18 protein-coding genes are annotated in these 17,573 nt (G+C 38.1%); 15 read left to right on the top strand and 3 right to left on the bottom strand.

Translation table 11 applies throughout. The annotated features are described in order from the left end of the window. The first annotated feature begins 87 nt into the window (after nt 1–87). The 4 genes from KFZ56_RS12820 (at nt 88) to KFZ56_RS12805 (ending at nt 4,088) form a co-directional block, all read left to right on the top strand. Nucleotides 88–1,707: a putative polysaccharide biosynthesis protein gene (locus KFZ56_RS12820; RefSeq protein WP_222642315.1), complete on the top strand. Its 1,620-nt coding sequence runs from the start codon at nt 88–90 to the stop codon at nt 1,705–1,707. Between the two features lie 14 nt (nt 1,708–1,721). Further along, the gene (locus tag KFZ56_RS12815; protein WP_222642314.1) at nt 1,722–2,456 is read left to right on the top strand and encodes a pseudouridine synthase; all 735 of its coding nucleotides are present in this window, start codon (nt 1,722–1,724) and stop codon (nt 2,454–2,456) included. After that, nucleotides 2,453–3,034 carry an RNA 2',3'-cyclic phosphodiesterase gene (gene thpR, locus KFZ56_RS12810; protein WP_222642313.1) on the top strand — a complete coding sequence of 194 codons (582 nt, stop codon included), beginning with the start codon at nt 2,453–2,455 and terminating at the stop codon, nt 3,032–3,034. Before KFZ56_RS12815 ends, thpR begins: the two co-directional genes overlap by 4 nt. 235 nt (nt 3,035–3,269) lie before the next feature. Continuing rightward, a complete protein-coding gene (locus tag KFZ56_RS12805; RefSeq protein ID WP_222642312.1) occupies nt 3,270–4,088 on the top strand; it encodes a phosphotransferase family protein in 819 nt (272 codons plus the stop codon). On the opposite strand, the gene KFZ56_RS12800 is transcribed toward KFZ56_RS12805, so the two are convergent. After that, the gene (locus KFZ56_RS12800; RefSeq protein ID WP_222642311.1) at nt 4,075–4,362 is read right to left on the bottom strand and encodes a YtzH-like family protein; all 288 of its coding nucleotides are present in this window, start codon (nt 4,360–4,362) and stop codon (nt 4,075–4,077) included. The genes KFZ56_RS12805 and KFZ56_RS12800 overlap by 14 nt on opposite strands. Nucleotides 4,363–4,441: 79 nt before the next feature. Between KFZ56_RS12800 and trmB the strand changes: the two genes are divergently transcribed. Continuing rightward, nucleotides 4,442–5,080 carry a tRNA (guanosine(46)-N7)-methyltransferase TrmB gene (trmB, locus tag KFZ56_RS12795; RefSeq protein WP_222642310.1) on the top strand — a complete coding sequence of 213 codons (639 nt, stop codon included), beginning with the start codon at nt 4,442–4,444 and terminating at the stop codon, nt 5,078–5,080. A gap of 225 nt (nt 5,081–5,305) precedes the next feature. On the opposite strand, the gene KFZ56_RS12790 is transcribed toward trmB, so the two are convergent. Beyond that, nucleotides 5,306–5,620, bottom strand: coding sequence for a PepSY domain-containing protein (locus tag KFZ56_RS12790; protein ID WP_222642309.1), 315 nt, complete (start codon nt 5,618–5,620; stop codon nt 5,306–5,308). Nucleotides 5,621–5,797: 177 nt separating this feature from the next. On the opposite strand from KFZ56_RS12790, the gene KFZ56_RS12785 reads away from it, so the two are divergent. The 3 genes from KFZ56_RS12785 to KFZ56_RS12775 all read left to right on the top strand — a co-directional run bounded on the left by KFZ56_RS12785 (nt 5,798) and on the right by KFZ56_RS12775 (nt 9,402). Then, nucleotides 5,798–6,865, top strand: coding sequence for a M42 family metallopeptidase (locus KFZ56_RS12785; protein ID WP_222642308.1), 1,068 nt, complete (start codon nt 5,798–5,800; stop codon nt 6,863–6,865). Nucleotides 6,866–7,149: 284 nt separating this feature from the next. Continuing rightward, the gene (locus KFZ56_RS12780; RefSeq protein WP_222642307.1) at nt 7,150–8,646 is read left to right on the top strand and encodes a peptide MFS transporter; all 1,497 of its coding nucleotides are present in this window, start codon (nt 7,150–7,152) and stop codon (nt 8,644–8,646) included. A gap of 252 nt (nt 8,647–8,898) precedes the next feature. Then, a complete protein-coding gene (locus KFZ56_RS12775; protein WP_222642306.1) occupies nt 8,899–9,402 on the top strand; it encodes a DUF84 family protein in 504 nt (167 codons plus the stop codon). Nucleotides 9,403–9,441: 39 nt separating this feature from the next. On the opposite strand, the gene KFZ56_RS12770 is transcribed toward KFZ56_RS12775, so the two are convergent. Beyond that, entirely contained in the window at nt 9,442–9,882 is a 441-nt protein-coding gene (locus tag KFZ56_RS12770; protein WP_222642305.1) for a YtoQ family protein, read from the bottom strand. A gap of 264 nt (nt 9,883–10,146) precedes the next feature. Between KFZ56_RS12770 and KFZ56_RS12765 the strand changes: the two genes are divergently transcribed. The 7 genes from KFZ56_RS12765 to KFZ56_RS12735 all read left to right on the top strand — a co-directional run bounded on the left by KFZ56_RS12765 (nt 10,147) and on the right by KFZ56_RS12735 (nt 17,547). After that, the gene (locus KFZ56_RS12765) at nt 10,147–10,464 is read left to right on the top strand and encodes a thioredoxin family protein (protein ID WP_222642304.1); all 318 of its coding nucleotides are present in this window, start codon (nt 10,147–10,149) and stop codon (nt 10,462–10,464) included. A gap of 22 nt (nt 10,465–10,486) precedes the next feature. Continuing rightward, complete coding sequence (locus KFZ56_RS12760) at nt 10,487–11,302, top strand: DUF1444 domain-containing protein (protein ID WP_222642303.1); 816 nt, start codon at nt 10,487–10,489, stop codon at nt 11,300–11,302. A 5-nt stretch (nt 11,303–11,307) separates the two neighbouring features. Continuing rightward, the gene (gene ytpR, locus KFZ56_RS12755) at nt 11,308–11,913 is read left to right on the top strand and encodes a YtpR family tRNA-binding protein (RefSeq protein WP_222642302.1); all 606 of its coding nucleotides are present in this window, start codon (nt 11,308–11,310) and stop codon (nt 11,911–11,913) included. A gap of 127 nt (nt 11,914–12,040) precedes the next feature. Next, nucleotides 12,041–14,251, top strand: a complete 2,211-nt coding sequence (locus KFZ56_RS12750; RefSeq protein WP_222642301.1) for a DNA translocase FtsK — start codon at nt 12,041–12,043, stop codon at nt 14,249–14,251. A gap of 65 nt (nt 14,252–14,316) precedes the next feature. After that, nucleotides 14,317–15,429: a nicotinate phosphoribosyltransferase gene (locus tag KFZ56_RS12745; RefSeq protein ID WP_222642300.1), complete on the top strand. Its 1,113-nt coding sequence runs from the start codon at nt 14,317–14,319 to the stop codon at nt 15,427–15,429. 130 nt (nt 15,430–15,559) lie between these two features. Next, nucleotides 15,560–16,864 carry a UDP-N-acetylmuramate--L-alanine ligase gene (gene murC / locus KFZ56_RS12740; protein WP_222642299.1) on the top strand — a complete coding sequence of 435 codons (1,305 nt, stop codon included), beginning with the start codon at nt 15,560–15,562 and terminating at the stop codon, nt 16,862–16,864. 278 nt (nt 16,865–17,142) lie between these two features. Further along, nucleotides 17,143–17,547 (top strand): DUF948 domain-containing protein, encoded by a 405-nt coding sequence (locus KFZ56_RS12735; RefSeq protein ID WP_222642298.1) that lies wholly within the window; start codon nt 17,143–17,145, stop codon nt 17,545–17,547. Nucleotides 17,548–17,573: the final 26 nt, after the last annotated feature.

Here is a 17,573-nt window from a genome sequence, read left to right as displayed (position 1 = left end):
TGTAATACATTTTGTAATACTTATGGAGATCATCTATGATAAAATAATGACTGTGTATATAAATAGTGATCAAATGCAGGTGAAAAAATGTCGAATATCGTAAGAGGAGCAATGTTGCTGACGACAGCTTCATTTTTATCAAAATTTTTAGGGATGATTTATGTTATCCCGTTTAATGCAATGGTTGGTGAAACGGGAGGGACGTTATTCAGTTTTGCTTATACCCCGTATAATATAATACTTAGTATTTCGACCATAGGTGTTCCGATGGCTGTTTCAAAATTTGTTTCCAAATACAATGCGTTGGGTGACTATGAAACGGGAAGACGCATGTTTAAAGCTGGAATTACATTGTTGATGATTACCGGGGTTATAGCCTTTTTAGCTTTGTTTTTTGGAGCTGAATGGTTGGCTGGTAATTATGTAACGAATGAGGATGCAGGTAGTATAGCCGTAGGGGACGTGACATATGTTATTCGTATGGTTAGTTTTGCTCTTCTTATTATTCCTGCCATGAGCATTGTACGGGGCTTTTTCCAAGGGTATCATTCAATGGGGCCAACAGCGGTTTCCCAGGTTGTGGAACAGATTGTGCGCATTATGTTTTTGTTAACTGCAGCATTTATCGTTATGGTTGTCTTGGATGGCGATATTGTTACAGCGGTCGGTTTTGCAACATTTGCTGCCTTTATTGGTGGAATAGCTTCTGTAATTGTATTATGGGTATACTGGCGGAAACGAAAAACACATCTTGATCTATATGTACAGGAGCAAACCTATACAAATAATATACCGATGAAAGACTTATTTATGGAATTACTCAGTTATGCGGGTCCTTTTGTTTTAGTAGGGCTTGCCACATCGCTGTATCAATTAGTAGATCAATTTACCTTTGAGCGGGCAATGGTGGCTGCAGGTAATGGAGATATCTGGAATATTGCCTTTTCTGCTATTAACTTTTATGGACATAAACTTGTTATTATACCGGTAACATTAGCGATAGGGTTGTCCTTAGCTATTCTACCCGCTTTAACCGAGTCATTTACACAAAATAATCGTTCATTATTGTATGAGCAAATTAATCAGGCATTGCAAATTGTGATGGTACTTGTCATACCAGCTGTTGTTGGTTTATCCTTTTTATCGAATGAAGCTTACGGGGCATTATATGGCCTGGAAAATATTGAAATAACAGGATCTCTCTTAAGCTGGTACGCTCCAGTCGGGCTGCTTTTTGCTTTATTTACCGTTTCTTCTTCACTGCTGCAGGGAATCAACCAGCAGCGGTTTGCGGTTATCAGTTTATCTGCAGGCCTCCTTTTGAAAATATTATTAAATATACAGTTAATTCATATGTTCGGATCAAAGGGAGCAATACTGGGAACTGCCCTTGCCGTGGGTACTGCGGTAACATTAAATTTATGGCGTGTTAAAAGTGCGATACACTTTCCGTATAAACAACTGATCAAACGTACCATGTTGATCATTATTTTCGCCTTTATCATGTGTATTGTCATTTGGATTGTAAAAGCCGTGTTTGGTATGTTTATCCCATATGAAGAGGAAAGATGGGCAGCCATTGTCATGCTCACCTTAGGTGTTGGATCAGGTGGGGTCGTATATATATGGCTTGCGTACGAATCAACATTGTTGGAGAGAACACTTGGAGATCGTGTACGAGTGCTTGATAAGATTTTTCGTAGATAGGGGATTGGATTGCCATGCGTCTTGATAAGTTATTAGCAAATTCCGGCTATGGAAGTAGAAAAGATGTAAAATCACTGTTGAAGCAAAAACGAGTAACCGTTAATGATTCTGTTGTAAAAGACAGTAGTGTCCACGTGGATCCTGAGATAGACTTTATAAAAGTCGGGGATCATGCTGTACACTATCAAAAGTATATTTATCTCATGATGAACAAACCAAAAGGGGTTATCTCCGCAACGGAGGACATGAAAGATAAGACAGTTATAGATCTTTTAACAACGGATCTGCAACGATTTAAGGCCTTCCCTGTTGGCAGATTAGACAAGGACACAGAGGGGCTATTGTTAATTACGAATGACGGAGAGCTTGCGCATCAATTAACTTCACCAAAAAAAGATATTGAAAAAGTATACTATGCGCAGGTTCAAGGAAACGTAACAGAAGGAGATACAGAGGCGTTTACAAAAGGAGTAGTATTGGATGATGGGTATAAGACCAAACCAGCCCAATTGCGTATTCTTAAACGTGATGCTATTTCAGAAGTTGAGGTATCGATAACGGAGGGGAAATATCATCAAGTGAAACGCATGTTTGAGGCTGTCGGCAAAAAAGTAATGTACTTAAGAAGGATAAGCATGGGTGGATTAATTTTAGACGAAACACTTCAATTAGGAACATACCGAGAATTAACCGAGAATGAGTTATACTATTTACGTCCCACTAACAACGAAATGGAGGGCTTTAAGTGACAACAAATCCTCATTATTTCATTGCTATACCACTACAAGCGCCATTAAAGGAGTATTTGTCCTACTGGCAAGACAGGCTAAAAACGCATTTAGCTTATAAGCAATGGCCGCATTATGAGGATTTACACATTACCCTGAAATTCCTAGGTGCGGTTGATGATAGTAAGATACAGCAATTGAGGAGAAAACTGAAAATAATTGAACACACACAAACATTCTCCATAGAGGTGGGTGGATTAGGAACTTTCGGAAATCCTGAAAAACCACGCGTCTTATGGGCGGGTGTTGATAAAACAGCGCTTCTAACTAGCCTTCAGCAAAAAGTAGAGGATCTAGCGTCCAACTTAGGATTTTCAAAAGAAACTCGAGTTTACCGCCCGCATATAACACTAGCCAAGAAATGGGCAGGTGGATCGTCTACTATTTTTCTGGAAGATATGAAAAAACAATTTTCGCATGTACAAACAATGGCTGTAGAAGAAGTGGTTTTATATCAAATTCATCCAAGAAGGTCAGTGAAGTATGAAGTAGTCGCAAATTTTAGATTGTGCAAGAAGAGAAAGAAAACATACAGTTGATAAATGCAGGATTATGGTCTCCTGTTTAGAAAACGATGTTGTCCAGGAAGGATGCTATTTTTCCAATACAAAAACTACAATATGTGGTTTTACCAAAAACGTAAGCTCATCTCTACTTCCGTCTCCAATTCGTGACAAGGTGTAACCATATTGGATTAATGGTATAGTTGTATTTTTCTTGGGATAGCTATAAAATGTATAATTGAACGTTAATTTTCGAAAGATGTGGGGAATTATGGTGGATTGGTTTGAAAAAGTATTAGGCAAGGGTTGGAAAGTAACCCCGGCCGGCGGATTAACTGGGGATGCATATGTTGCAGAAAAAGATAATAAGCGATTGTTTCTCAAACGGAATTCATCTCCATTTCTGGCTGTATTATCAGCAGAAGGAATTGTTCCGAAGCTTGTTTGGACAAAGCGAATGGATAATGGTGATGTAATTACGGCACAGGAATGGCTGGAAGGACGAGAACTGAAACCGGCCGAAATGCAACAGCCTCAAGTAGCTGAAATCCTGCACAAGATTCACCATTCCACTGAATTGTTACATATGCTTATGCGTTTAGGGAAAAAACCTGTCACGTCAGATGATAGTTTTGTCACTATACAGCAGCGTTTACATGCGTCGGGACTTCTATCATCGTATAATGATATCCATTTAGCATTAACTTATTTAAAACGGTTATTGCCAATTACGAGAGAACAGAAACAGGTTGTTTGTCATGGTGATTTGAACCATAATAATTTAGTCCTGACAAATGAAGGAAATTTATTTTTGATTGATTGGGATAATGCGATCATTGCCGACCCTGTTACAGATTTTGGCATGGTGATGAAATCATATATACCACAAGAAGATTGGGACACTTGGCTTTTGAATTATGGCGTAGACAAGGATAAATATTTAATTGAACGCATGTACTGGTATCTTTTACTGGATTCCCTCCATTATTTAAGCTGGCATAGTGAACGCAGAGAACAAGTGAAAATGGAGGAACGACTGGAGAATATACAAGATTTTAATGCGCATATCGGTACAACTATTCTAAGGTAGTTCGTTGTATTGCATGCAACCAATTTTCGATATTTTGCTTATTTGTTGTAATATGATCGGAATGATGCTGGTTCATTTCGCCTTGTTCTCCATAATTATAAATTTCCGGTAGTAATTGGAGTAATTGTTCATCGGTTATCCTGTTATCTTCTGTTAGTTTTTGTACTAAGCGTTTAATTTGCTGGTATTCAGAGACACTGCCAATACTGTCTGTTGTTTGTTCTTCTAAAATATCGTGTAATAATAGTAATTGATTATTTATGGTAAGAGCCATTGTATCACCTCAAGAACTAGTTTCTGTCTTTATAAAAATTCTATTCCATTATTAACATTAGAAAGGTGTAGTATAAGCTATGCGTCAACGTCACAAGCCATGGGCTGATGATTTTTTAAAGAGCCACCGTCATATTATCATTCCAAATCCAGCTGAACATAAAGGGGATTGGCAATCCATATTCGGAAATAATAATCCGATTTATATAGAAATTGGTACCGGAAAAGGTCAGTTTATTACAGGAATGGCAAGGCAATTTCCAAATTGTAACTTTATTGGAATTGAAATTGAAAAAAATATTATTGTTACTGCGGGACAAAAAGTGGCGGATTCAGGATTGGAAAATATAGTACTGATAAAGGAAGATGCAGCTCATTTGAGGGAAGTTTTTGTCGATAAGGAAGTGTCCGGTATTTATTTAAACTTTTCGGATCCATGGCCTAAAAATAGGCATGAAAAGAGAAGATTGACTTATCATACATTCCTTGATTTGTATCGCGCCATCTTAGAACCTTCTGGTGAGATTGTTTTTAAAACGGATAATAAGGGATTATTCGAATATTCTTTAGTTAGTTTTTCCAAGTTTGGTATGACATTGCTGGAAGTTAATTTGGATTTGCATGATTTGCAGGATCCATATAATGTAATGACAGAATACGAAGAGAAGTTTTCCGCTAAAGGGCAGTCAATTTATCGTTGTCGCACAGAATTTGTATAAAAGGCCTATTTGTTGGTATGAATTCATAATTGTTCGTTCATTATCGAACGTTTTGTTCCGGATCCATAATTGATTGCCCGTACAGAAGTATAATTGTTTTGGGGAAGGTCGATCAAGTAAAATGTGAACGTAACGAGTATAGCAAAAAAAGCTGCTCCATGGGAGCGGCTTTTTTTGTAGTAGGTCAACTATCTCGCCGATTTCTTCTAAGCTGGCCAATAAAGATTATGTAGTTTGGACTGCATCGACTACAGCGCCAGTATCTACATCAACATAAAATTCATATTGTTTATTTTCCCCGTCTATATTTCGGGTTACGCCACCTCGGTATGCGTTATAAAGTAAGCCATTTTTTTCAATTTCCTCTGGTTTCATATAGATCCACGAACCGCTTATCGGGCCTTTTTTCTTAAATGATTCTTTGGCTTGTTTTAGTGCTTTTTCCGGTGTTACTTTTTGATACGTATCCACTTGCTGTTTAGCTAAATAACCTGCAGCTATGCCAAGTCCTGCAGCTAGAATTACTCTTTTTGTACCCATTATCTTCACCTCTTACTCTCTAGTTTTAATGCTACCATATCATACTCTTCTCATGTACAGTATAACTGAAATTGGACAAAATATAAAATCAAACAACTAAAATTCAAGCCAATGCTGGAAATAGAAAAACACATTCCGTATACTAAATATAGTACATATATTGGTGGAGGGAAAAAAATGAAACAAGACACGCTTGATTTATTTAAAAATCTGACAGAATTACAGGGAGCACCAGGAAACGAACATTTGGTCAGGTCCTTTATGAAAAAAGAATTAGAAAAGTACTCCGAGGAGATTATACAGGATAATCTTGGTGGCGTGTTCGGGGTGAAACAGGGGAATGGACCGAAAGTTATGGTAGCTGGTCATATGGACGAAGTTGGCTTTATGATTACAAAGATCACAAAAAATGGGATGATCCGTTTTCAACCACTGGGCGGCTGGTGGAATCAGGTCTTATTGGCACAGCGAATGCAAATTATAACGGATAATGGACCGGTCATCGGCGTTATTGGATCTGTTCCACCTCATAATCTAACAGAAGAACAACGCAAGAAGCCAATGGAAATAAAAAACATGGTCATCGATATTGGAGCAGATGATAAAGAAGATGCAGAAACGATCGGTGTAAAACCTGGACAGTTTATCGTACCGATTACTCCATTTACGCCAATGGCCAACAGTAAAAAAATTCTAGCAAAGGCATGGGATAATCGTTATGGTTGTGGTCTTGCGATTGAATTATTAAAGGAATTGCAAAGTGAAACTGTTCCAAATCAGCTATTTTCCGGAGCAACAGTACAAGAAGAAGTTGGTTTACGGGGAGCGACTGTTGCGGCAAATATGATTCAACCGGATATCTTTTACGCGTTGGATGCATCGCCAGCAAATGATGCTGATGGAGATGAGGAAGCATTTGGACAATTAGGGAAGGGAGCTCTACTGCGCATCTTTGATCGATCGATGATAACCCATCACGGCATGCGGGATTTTGTTCTTGATACAGCAGAGTCAAATAATATCCCATACCAATATTTCATTTCGCAAGGCGGCACGGATGCGGGCCGTGTCCATACCTCAGGCGATGGTGTCCCTTCAGCAGTTGTTGGTATTTGTTCTCGTTATATTCATACCTCTGCTTCGATCATTCATGTAGATGACTACATGGCGGCAAAAGAATTAATTGTGAAGCTTGTAAAAGAAACCGATCAGAACACAGTGGAGCAGATTCGAAAATCCAGTTAATCGAAAGTAGCTGTTATCTATGGTGACAGCTACTTTTTATAATTGCCATTTAAGAGAGAGATTACATGATCATATAGGTGATAAACAATCACTTTAGCCCCTGTAATCAAGCTGATAAATGTAAAATGCTGGTTGATTATCGTTAAATTGGAAAGATCAATCATTTTATTATAGGAAACATATTTGATATAATTTTTTCATCATTTATTACACCATTCTAATAGAATAATGGAAAAATTATATTCGAGTTTATCATTCGACATCTTAGAGGAGGATTAACATCAATGAGTTCAGGAGACAGGGATGACATACTGAAAACCGTCCCACAAAGAGGATTTTTCGGGCATCCAAAAGGTTTATCTACACTGTTTTTTACAGAGTTTTGGGAACGTTTCTCGTATTACGGAATGCGTGCTATTCTACTTTACTATATGTACTACGAAGTTACAAATGGAGGTTTGGGGCTGGACCGAACAACTGCCAACTCTATTATGGCTATTTATGGATCACTCGTATACATGTCGGGAATTATCGGGGGATGGATTGCTGACCGTGTTCTTGGAATGAATCGTACTGTATTCTATGGCGGAGTTTTAATTATGATTGGTCATATCATTTTATCCCTGCCGGGCAGTCAACTTACAGGATTACTTACTTCCATGTTATTTATTATTATCGGTACAGGACTACTAAAGCCAAATGTTGCAGGTATGGTCGGTCAGTTATATAGCCAAAAGGATCTGCGCCGAGATTCTGGTTTCAGTATTTATTATATGGGAATTAACATGGGTGGATTTATTGCACCATTAATTGTGGGAACAGTTGGACAAACGTATAATTTCCATCTGGGTTTTGCGCTTGCAGCGGTTGGTATGTTCATTGGATTGGTTGTGTATCTAGGTACACGGAAAAAATATTTTGGACTTGCTGGTACTACCGTGCCAAATCCACTGACATCAGCAAATAAAAAGAAAATAGGAAAGATAATTATCCCTTCAGTAGTGATCCTTGCTGTTATCCTCTGGATTGGAACTTCTAGCGGCTGGTTAACGATTGAACGAGTTATCTTTTTCATAAGTATTCTTGGGGTAATTATTCCAGCGATATATTTCATCACGATGTACCGTAGTAAAAAGTCGACAGCAGACGAGCGTTCTCGTTTACTTGCGTATATTCCATTATTTATAGCGGCAATGATGTTCTGGGCTATACAAGAGCAGGGATCAAATATACTTGCCACATATGCGAATGAACGGACGCAACTGTCCTTTCTTGGGTTTGAACTTCAATCATCCTGGTTTCAGTCATTAAACCCATTGTTCATTGTTGCATTTGCACCTGTTTTCGCTTGGCTTTGGGTGAAGCTTGGAGATCGTCAACCAAGTACACCACAGAAGTTTTCCCTGGGTTTAATGTTTGCGGGACTTTCATTTATCGTTATGATTTTCCCGGCGGTGCTTAATGGAACACAAAGTTTAGTAAGCCCACTTTGGCTCGTACTTAGCTTCTTTCTTGTCGTTATTGGGGAACTGCTCTTGTCACCTGTTGGTCTCTCGGCGTCAACAAAGCTCGCACCAGCTGCTTTCGCTGCACAGATGATGAGCCTTTGGAATTTATCTAATGCTTCCGCACAGGCCATTAATGCGCAGGTTGTTCGATTTTATTCGGAAGAAACAGAAGCGCTATACTTTGGCGTTATTGGTGGAGTTGCCATATTACTTGGAATTATATTGTTAATTATCTCGCCAAAACTGAAGAAGTTCATGAGAGGTATTAATTAGATTTATGCATAGTTGAAAACAAGAGGAACATCTAGAGACTGAGACAAAAGTGTTTTTAAATGTCTCACCGATGCCTTTTCTCTCGTCGGTCTACGAATATTTCCTACGTTGAGTTTGGAAATATTCGTTTTTTTAGTTAAACACGTTTGTTTTGTCCAAGCCTCTGTTTGATACGTGGAAAAAATCAGTATAATCAAGTATGTTAGCGATTCTTTATGATATATAGACAGATTATTCAAGGAGTGTTTAAAGATGAATATACTAGTCGGTTCAATGAACCCTGCAAAAATAAAAGCAGCACAAGACGTTTTTCCGAGTTATTCAATCACACCCAAACATGTACTATCGAAGGTATCTCCACAGCCATTTTCGGATGAAGAAACGAGAGAAGGAGCCATTAATCGAGCATTACAATGTGCGACGTCTAACCCGAAAAATGTAATCGGAATTGGCTTGGAGGGCGGCGTGATGGATGTGGACAATCAACTATATTTAAGCAATTGGGGAGCTCTAGTTTCACCAAATGGCGCTATTTACACAGCCAGTGGTGCAAGGATTATTTTACCGCAGGAATTTGCGGAACCATTGAAGAACGGGATGGAACTGGGCGATATGATGGATCGGTATGCAAAAAAGATTGGCGTACGGAAGAAGGAAGGCGCTATCGGCATTTTTACTGGTGGGCTTATTTCAAGACATGAAATGTTTGCCCATGTTGTAAGATTGTTGCGAGGGCAATGGGAATATTGGGCATAAAAATAGCAGCGAAGCTTATTCGTCTTCGCTGCTGCCATTTTACTCAAATATATAATGTAATACATCCAATGCCTGATCTACCGTTTCTACAGTCACATTGGCTTTATTGGAGAGCTCTTTTAGCGGATGAATTAAGGACTCTGGTCGTATGAGAATCGTAGGTTTATTCATGGTGATTGCCGCACTTGCGTCCATTGCGGTGTTCCATTGCTTGTATTGTTCGCCGAATAAAGCAATAACAACATCCGATTTTTGCATTAAAACCTGCGTTCTAAAATTATTGATACTTGAAGCCGCATCATCCCGATATACATTTTCAGGCTGCTTTCCTAAAATGGCTTCTCCAATGTCATCTGAGCGATCATGGTTGGTTTGTGGTGCAACAAATGATAATGGAAGATTTTTTTCTTTTGCCTTTTGTTGTAGTTGATTTCGCCAGTCATCGTGAATTTGACCAGCTAAATATACTGTTAACTCCATGACAATCCCTCCAGCACTTTTTAGCTTCTACTACCTATTGTAAACAATTACAGGATAACCTGCAAAGAAATGGAACTATTATGACGCGAATTTTAGTGTTATCTGTATAATAAGAGACAGGAATAAGGCGCTACGACATTTCATAATCTGTGCTGGTTGGTTGGGGCTTCGGACCTGTCTCTTTTTCTTGCTTCCTTGCGTATAATCCTTGATAATTGAAATGAAATAAGAAGAAAACTATGATAAGGTTGGAGATGATATAAAATGAAATTACTGGAGACGGTTGAACAATTTAATAACCTTAAAAATAATGAACAAGTAATTATGATATTTACGGCAGACTGGTGTCCCGATTGTCGTGTGATTGAACCGGAATTACCTGAGATCGAGGCGGAATTTTCGGAATATACATTTGTAGAAGTTAATCGTGACCAGTTTATTGCGCTGTGTCAGGAATATGATATATTTGGTATACCGAGCTTTCTAGCCTTCCGAGATGGACAAGAAGCAGGAAGGTTTGTCAGTAAGGATAGAAAGACAAGAGAAGAAATCGAGCAGTTTATTCAAGGACTTAGCAACTGAACTACGCAAGGAGGGCTGGGAAATGGAGATGACTAGTTTAAAACTGAAAAAAATCCTGGAAGATAGGCTTTCCCATGAGGATTATCAGACATCTTATAATAGAGACAAGGACACATTTCGTATTGAATGGAAAGAATCAAAGCAAGGGATGACGATTACACTACCAAATGTGATATCAAAATATAATGAACGTGGGGAAAAAGCGATTGACGAATTGGTCGATCATATCATAGAAGCCCTTCGAATTATGAATAAAGATCTGCAATTAACGGGAAGGGAAAAGAGCATTTTCCCAGTTATCCGTGCCACATCTTTTCCAACAGAGACAAAATCGGGACTCAATCTAGTATCGAAGGAACATACAGCGGAAACACGTGTCTATTATGCACTTGACTTAGGGAAATCCTATCAATTAATTGATGAAAAATTATTGGAAGACGAAGGTTGGACTTTAAGTAGAATTGATGAAATTGCTACATTTAATCTCCGTTCTCTGGACATGGATTATAAAAAGGACCGTGTGGCGGAAAATGATTTTTATTTTGTAGCCAAACAAGATGGTTATGACGCAAGCCACATTCTCAATGAGGCGTTTTTGGAGGAAATGAAAGCAAATGCGAAAGGTGAATTAGCTGTAGCTGTACCGCATCAGGATGTACTTATACTAGCTGACATCGAAAACAAAACAGGATATGATATATTAGCACAGATGACGATGAAGTTTTTTGCAGAAGGACGAATTCCTATTACATCCCTTGCATTTATTTATGAGGATAGACAATTAACGCCAATTTTTATTCTTGCAAAAAATCGTCCGAAAAAAAGTAGAAAAGAGTGATCGATATGTTCGTTTTCTATAATGCAACGGGTATTGGTGATGTGTTGATTATACCATTGAAGGATGGCGACCGGTATGACTTAATACATGAAACAACAGGCCCTATTACAACAATAATGAATAGCAAACATGAAGTTCTTGGGTATAATATTTTCGATGCGTCCAAACATCTTACATTCAATGAGGAAGGAAAAATAATACTGACGGAGGAATTGTTGAACCAAATCAAAGTGTTATTTCAAAAAAGTAATTTAGATGATGACCTTGATTTTGATTTAAGCCCCAAATTTGTTGTAGGCTATGTTACACATAAAGCAGCGCATGACAACGCTGATAATCTCAGTGTATGCCAAGTTGATGTGGGAGATTCGGAGCAACTGCAAATTGTGTGTGGTGCCCCGAACGTAGAAGAAAATCAAAAGGTGGTTGTCGCAAAAGTAGGAGCGATAATGCCAAGTGGATTAAAAATTAAACCGACAGAATTAAGAGGAATCGCGTCGAATGGTATGATGTGTTCCCGAAAAGAATTAGGGTTACCACATGCCTCGAAAGAAAAAGGTATCTTGATTCTTGAGGATTCTTATACTGTGGGAGAAGCATTTAATGTGTAAACAGAAAAAACAGCCTAAGTTTTTTATAAGCGGGTTGTTTTTCTTTTATTCAGGAAAAGCTACCATTTTCGCTGATACCTGTTAAAATAGAAGCAATGATCAGATGGATAGAAATGAGTGAAGACATGTGTGGGAGAAAATAAAGGATTTTTTTACTCGTGAAGTAGAGGAAGTAGAGTATGAACAAGAGGAAGAAAAACCTGAACTGAGACCTAGACCTAAAAAGCAGGATCTACAGGCCAAAATGATGTATCAGTATCCGGACAAGAAGGCATTCAGGTTTCCGGTAATTCCGGATCAGGAGGAAAAAACAGAAATAACTTTCGATACTCCCGCCTTTAGGCGAAAGAAAAATACGGGCAGAGAACAGGAAAGAAAGCAAACTCAGCCTTTAAAAAATGAACAAGAGCAGAATAATAAAGTATATAAAAAGAATGAGGATGTGCCTTTTCAGCCTACGGAGGTACCTTCCCCTATTTATGGATATCATCGAAAGAATCAAGAAAAAAACATCGAAAATATACCGGCATTTACACGAAAAGAACAGAAGACAGATGAAAAAATTACGTCACAAGTGATAGATACAGAGGAGCAACCAAGTCAAGTAGATGAAGGGGAGGCGCAGTCAGCAGCTACCAATGAAATCGTACATAGTGAAGTGGATAACACGGTGGAAGAAGTAGAGCAGTCGAATCAGGAAGTTCCAGAATCTGGTTTCCATTTAGATAAAAGCAAAGAAAATCAAAACACGCAATCAATTGAAGAGAATAAGCCTACTTCTTCTAGGCAGAAACACAACAAAAAGGTGGACAGGGAGAAGGAAAATGCAAGCCAGATCCCTTACAATGTCATCATGACACCTAGAGATAAAAAGAATAGATTAGAAAAAGAAAAAGCAGCGGTGAATACACCCACGCCTCATCAGGAAAAACATCAAGAAAGTATTCCATATCATCTGTTGGATGATCCACAGCAAAAAAGCAATGAAGATCACAAATGGGTACAGCATCAGCAGCAATTATTGGAACAAACATTAAAACATTTTAATGTACGAGCAAGTGTAGTCAAGGCGACACAAGGGCCTTCTGTTACACGATTTGAGGTACATCCTGAATTAGGTGTTAAGGTTAGTAAAGTGAAAAACTTAAGTGATGATTTAAAACTAAATATGGCTGCCAAGGATATTCGGATTGAAGCCCCCATCCCTGGTAAAAATACAATTGGGATTGAAGTGCCTAATCCGAAGGCGCAAATGGTTGGCCTACAAGGGATTTTTGAAACAGAACAATTTAAAGACAGTAAATCACCTTTAAGTATTGCTTTAGGTTTAAGTATCGAAGGATCGCCACTGGTTACGAATGTTCAAAAGATGCCTCATGGATTAATTGCAGGTGCAACTGGATCCGGAAAAAGTGTATGTATCAATACGATTTTGATCAGTTTAATATATAAAGCAAATCACGAGGATGTGAAATTTTTATTGATTGATCCTAAAATGGTAGAACTGGCTCCCTATAATGGCATACCACATTTAGTTTCACCTGTTATTACGGATGTTAAAGCTGCAACAGCCGCATTAAAATGGGCTGTTGCAGAAATGGAAGATCGTTATGAGAAATTTGTGCAGGAAGGTGTACGTGATATTGAACGTTATAATCAACAAATCAAAAATCAAGGACGCGTCAATGAAAAAATGCCTTTCATCGTTATTGTAATCGATGAATTAGCAGATTTAATGATGGTTGCTCCACAGGATGTGGAAGATGCGATAAGTCGAATTGCTCAAAAAGCGCGTGCATGTGGCATCCATTTGCTTGTCGCAACACAACGTCCTTCTGTTGATGTGATAACAGGCTTGATTAAAGCAAACATTCCTACAAGAATTGCCTTTAGCGTATCGTCACAGGTAGATTCACGAACAATAATTGATACAAGTGGTGCCGAGAAGCTTTTAGGAAAAGGGGATATGCTGTTTGTTGAAAATGGCGCAGGAAAAAGTATCAGGCTGCAGGGACCTTTTGTTTCCGATGATGAAATAGAACGGGTAACCAATCATGCAAGAACGATTGATACACCACATTATTTGTTTGAGCAGGAACAGTTACTCGAACAGGTAACCATGGATGAAGAAGAAGATAGTCTATTACAGGAAGCAATAGCTTTTGTTTTAGAACAAAATAATGCAAGTACCTCCCTTCTGCAGCGCCATTTTAAAATCGGATATAACCGAGCTGCACGGCTTATCGATTCATTAGAAGACAGGGGGATCATCTCTGGTCAAAATGGGAGCAAACCAAGAGAGGTTCTTGTAGCCAAAACACAGCTTGAAGAAATGTGAAAATCTTGTTTCCTCTATAGAATTTATATATGATAGGGAAAAGAATATTAAGGGAGAAACTTACTATGAAAGAAATCGATCAAAAGCTGGCAGGAAAAATAGAGCGTCTAACAAATAAAACCTTCAAATTTGATGAACGTATAAAAGAAGGCTGGTTTTCAGCTGTTTATTTTCTCAAGACAAAAGAAATCGTTGAAAAAAAATTAGGCTCCAATCATGTAACCATGCAATTTTTCCAAAAATCCGATGCGGTATTATGCGGAACGGATGAAGCCATTGCCTTACTGCACACCTTTGCAGATAGCCCGGAAACATTGGAGATACATTCACTAAAAGATGGGGATAAGATCCGTCCATATGAATCTGTACTGACAATATCCGGTGCTTATCAGCAGTTTGGTTTTTTGGAAGGAATTATTGATGGAATATTGGGAAGAAGAACATCGGTAGCGACGAATGTATACAATGTCGTAAAAGCAGCTCGAACTTCCGGCAAACAAAAACCGGTTATTTTCATGGGTGATCGCGATGACCATTATACACAACAGGCAGGAGATGGGTATGCAGCTTTTATCGGTGGTTCCACTGCCCAAGCGACACATGCAATGAATGAATGGTGGGGAAAAGAAGGCATGGGAACCATGCCGCATGCGCTTATTCAAATGTTTCGTGGGGACATTGTAGCGGCAACGAAAGCCTATCACGAAATGTATCCCGAGGATGATATTGCAGCACTTGTAGATTACAATAATGATGTTATCACGGATTCATTAAAAGTAGCTCGGGAATTTGGAAAAGAGTTAAAATCTGTAAGAGTTGATACATCAGGAAATCTTGTTGATAAGTATTTTCTGAGAAACCACCATTTGATGGGTACATTCGATCCAAGAGGTGTGAACCCGGAGCTCCTTTTTGCGCTTAGAAAGGCCTTGAACGATGAAGGCTATTCCCATGTTAAGATTATGGCTAGCGGTGGATTCACAGAGGATCGTATTACCTATTATGAAAAAATGGGTGTGCCTGTAGATATGTATGGTGTAGGTCGAAGTCTACTACGGATTAACATTGGTTTTACGGGTGACAATGTTTTGCTGAATGGTACACATTCAGCAAAAGAAGGGCGAAGGTACCGTCCAAACCCTAGATTGAAAGAAGTTGAATATTTCGCAAAATCTTAGGTAAGAAACATATTATTTTCATATGTATGTAGGTTTGCTATAATGGTTAAATATTACGGATTTTAATAATGAAAGCATGAAACTCAGGGAGGCTAATCCTCCTTTCAGGCGAATTTTGGAGGTTCTTTTTATGACAACTTACCATTTTATTGGTATTAAGGGAACTGGAATGAGCGCACTGGCACAAATACTTCATGATTCTGGGGAAAAAGTGCTGGGCTCTGATATTGAGAAACATTTTTTCACACAGGATGCGTTAGAAGAAAAAAACATTCCCATTTTTCCTTTTTCAGAGACAAATATCAAAGATAATTATACGATTATTGCAGGCAATGCATTTTCAGATGATCATATTGAAATTAAAGAAGCCAAAAGAAAAGGATTAACCTTTTACAGGTACCATGAATTTCTTGGAGAATGGTTGAAGCAATATACTAGTATCGCGATCACAGGAACTCATGGAAAGACATCTACAACAGGGTTACTGGCACATGTGCTAAATGATACGTTTCCGATTTCTTATCTAATCGGTGATGGGACTGGTAATGGACATGTGGATAGTGAGTATTTTGTATTTGAAGCATGTGAGTATCGTCGCCATTTCTTGAGTTATGAACCAGATTATGCGATCATGACCAATATTGACTTTGACCATCCGGATTATTTTACGAGTATCGATGATGTGTTCAACGCATTCCAATCCATGGCAGATCGCGTTAAGAAAGGAATTATCGCATGTGGTGATGATGAGCAGCTGCAGCAAATACAGGCGAAAGTTCCTGTTGTTTATTATGGATTTGCGGCTACCAATGATTTTCAAGCACAAAATGTAGTAGAAACAGAGCATGGAACGGAATTTGATGTTTTTGTAAGAAATACTTACTATTATACATTTATGATTCCGATGTATGGCAATCATAACGTTCTTAATGCCTTAGCAACAATAGCGATTTGCCATTATGAAGGCATAAAAGCGGAAGATATACAGAGTCTCCGTACATTTCAAGGAGTTAAACGCCGATTTACAGAGAAAAAAGTGGGAAGCCAGATTTTAGTTGATGATTATGCACATCATCCCAAAGAAATTATGGCAACCATTGAATCGGCTCGAAAGAAATACCCGGAAAAAGAGGTTGTTGCTATTTTTCAACCACATACGTTTAGCAGGACAAAAACATTCTTGCAAGAGTTTGCTGATAGTCTAAATCTTGCAGATGCGGTGTTTTTATGTGATATTTTCGGTTCTGCCAGAGAAAATTCTGGGAAAATGACTATTATTGATTTGCAAAAGTTAGTTCCTGATAGTTCGATATTAGAGTTGTCCTATCCGGATATATTGCAGGAATATGTCGATAGTGTTTTAATTTTTATGGGTGCTGGTGATATTCAGAAATTCCAGAATGCCTATGAAGAGAAAATCAAAATTAATAAATAGACACTGCTGAACGTGCAGGTAGGGGAGTCTTGTGCTTACCTATCTGCTATGAAAGAAAAGCGTTTTCATGGAACTACATATTTTTATAGAAAAAATAAAGGATTTTACAGTATTTTGTCGAATTATTACTATAATATTTCCTACATATGTTTATGTTCGTATATAATGGGTATTATTAGTACAAACATCTATGTTATGATACATATGACGTTTATTTTATGTTACCCCTTTTTGCACTAATTACAAAAATACGATAATATAAGGAGTGATAATTGAAAATGGAAATCATGCTATATATTGCGGCATTGATTGCTGCAGTAGCTTTTGTGGTACTAGTTGTATATTTAGCAATTACCTTAAAAGCGACAAAAAGCACCTTAAATGACGTGTCACATACATTACAAGGTCTTGAAAAGCAAATGCAAGGAATCACCACAGAAACGACAGAATTATTAACAAAAACGAATCAATTAGCGGATGATGTCAATCAAAAATCCACGAAACTAAATGGACTTTTTGATGGTGCAAAAGGTATTGGTGAGACGCTAAAAGATTTTAATGATTCATTAAAACAACTTTCAAATAGTATATCACAAACATCCGCGCAAAATCAGGAGAAAGTATCGCAGGCAGTCAAGTGGGGATCTGCAATCATGGACTTATGGAATAAGAAAAAGAAATAGATAAAAATAATATAAGGAGGAATTTG

Source organism: Virgibacillus sp. NKC19-3 (genome assembly GCF_019837165.1).
Taxonomy (GTDB): Bacteria; Bacillota; Bacilli; order Bacillales; family Amphibacillaceae; genus Virgibacillus_L; species Virgibacillus_L saliphilus.
Note: the sequence above shows the minus strand (reverse complement) of the source record. Positions and strands in the feature narration are given on the sequence as shown.

Excerpts from the sequence above, each read along its gene's own strand:
- trmB (WP_222642310.1), top strand. The coding sequence starts at position 4,442 with ATGCGTCAACGTCACAAGCCATGGGCTGATGATTTTTTAAAGAGCCAC.
- KFZ56_RS12805 (WP_222642312.1), top strand. The coding sequence starts at position 3,270 with ATGGTGGATTGGTTTGAAAAAGTATTAGGCAAGGGTTGGAAAGTAACC.
- ytpR (WP_222642302.1), top strand. The coding sequence starts at position 11,308 with ATGTTCGTTTTCTATAATGCAACGGGTATTGGTGATGTGTTGATTATA.
- KFZ56_RS12820 (WP_222642315.1), top strand. The coding sequence starts at position 88 with ATGTCGAATATCGTAAGAGGAGCAATGTTGCTGACGACAGCTTCATTT.
- murC (WP_222642299.1), top strand. The coding sequence starts at position 15,560 with ATGACAACTTACCATTTTATTGGTATTAAGGGAACTGGAATGAGCGCA.
- KFZ56_RS12800 (WP_222642311.1), bottom strand. The coding sequence starts at position 4,362 with ATGGCTCTTACCATAAATAATCAATTACTATTATTACACGATATTTTA.
- KFZ56_RS12745 (WP_222642300.1), top strand. The coding sequence starts at position 14,317 with ATGAAAGAAATCGATCAAAAGCTGGCAGGAAAAATAGAGCGTCTAACA.
- KFZ56_RS12760 (WP_222642303.1), top strand. The coding sequence starts at position 10,487 with ATGGAGATGACTAGTTTAAAACTGAAAAAAATCCTGGAAGATAGGCTT.
- KFZ56_RS12790 (WP_222642309.1), bottom strand. The coding sequence starts at position 5,620 with ATGGGTACAAAAAGAGTAATTCTAGCTGCAGGACTTGGCATAGCTGCA.
- KFZ56_RS12815 (WP_222642314.1), top strand. The coding sequence starts at position 1,722 with ATGCGTCTTGATAAGTTATTAGCAAATTCCGGCTATGGAAGTAGAAAA.
- KFZ56_RS12735 (WP_222642298.1), top strand. The coding sequence starts at position 17,143 with ATGGAAATCATGCTATATATTGCGGCATTGATTGCTGCAGTAGCTTTT.
- KFZ56_RS12770 (WP_222642305.1), bottom strand. The coding sequence starts at position 9,882 with ATGGAGTTAACAGTATATTTAGCTGGTCAAATTCACGATGACTGGCGA.
- KFZ56_RS12785 (WP_222642308.1), top strand. The coding sequence starts at position 5,798 with ATGAAACAAGACACGCTTGATTTATTTAAAAATCTGACAGAATTACAG.
- KFZ56_RS12780 (WP_222642307.1), top strand. The coding sequence starts at position 7,150 with ATGAGTTCAGGAGACAGGGATGACATACTGAAAACCGTCCCACAAAGA.
- KFZ56_RS12775 (WP_222642306.1), top strand. The coding sequence starts at position 8,899 with ATGAATATACTAGTCGGTTCAATGAACCCTGCAAAAATAAAAGCAGCA.
- KFZ56_RS12765 (WP_222642304.1), top strand. The coding sequence starts at position 10,147 with ATGAAATTACTGGAGACGGTTGAACAATTTAATAACCTTAAAAATAAT.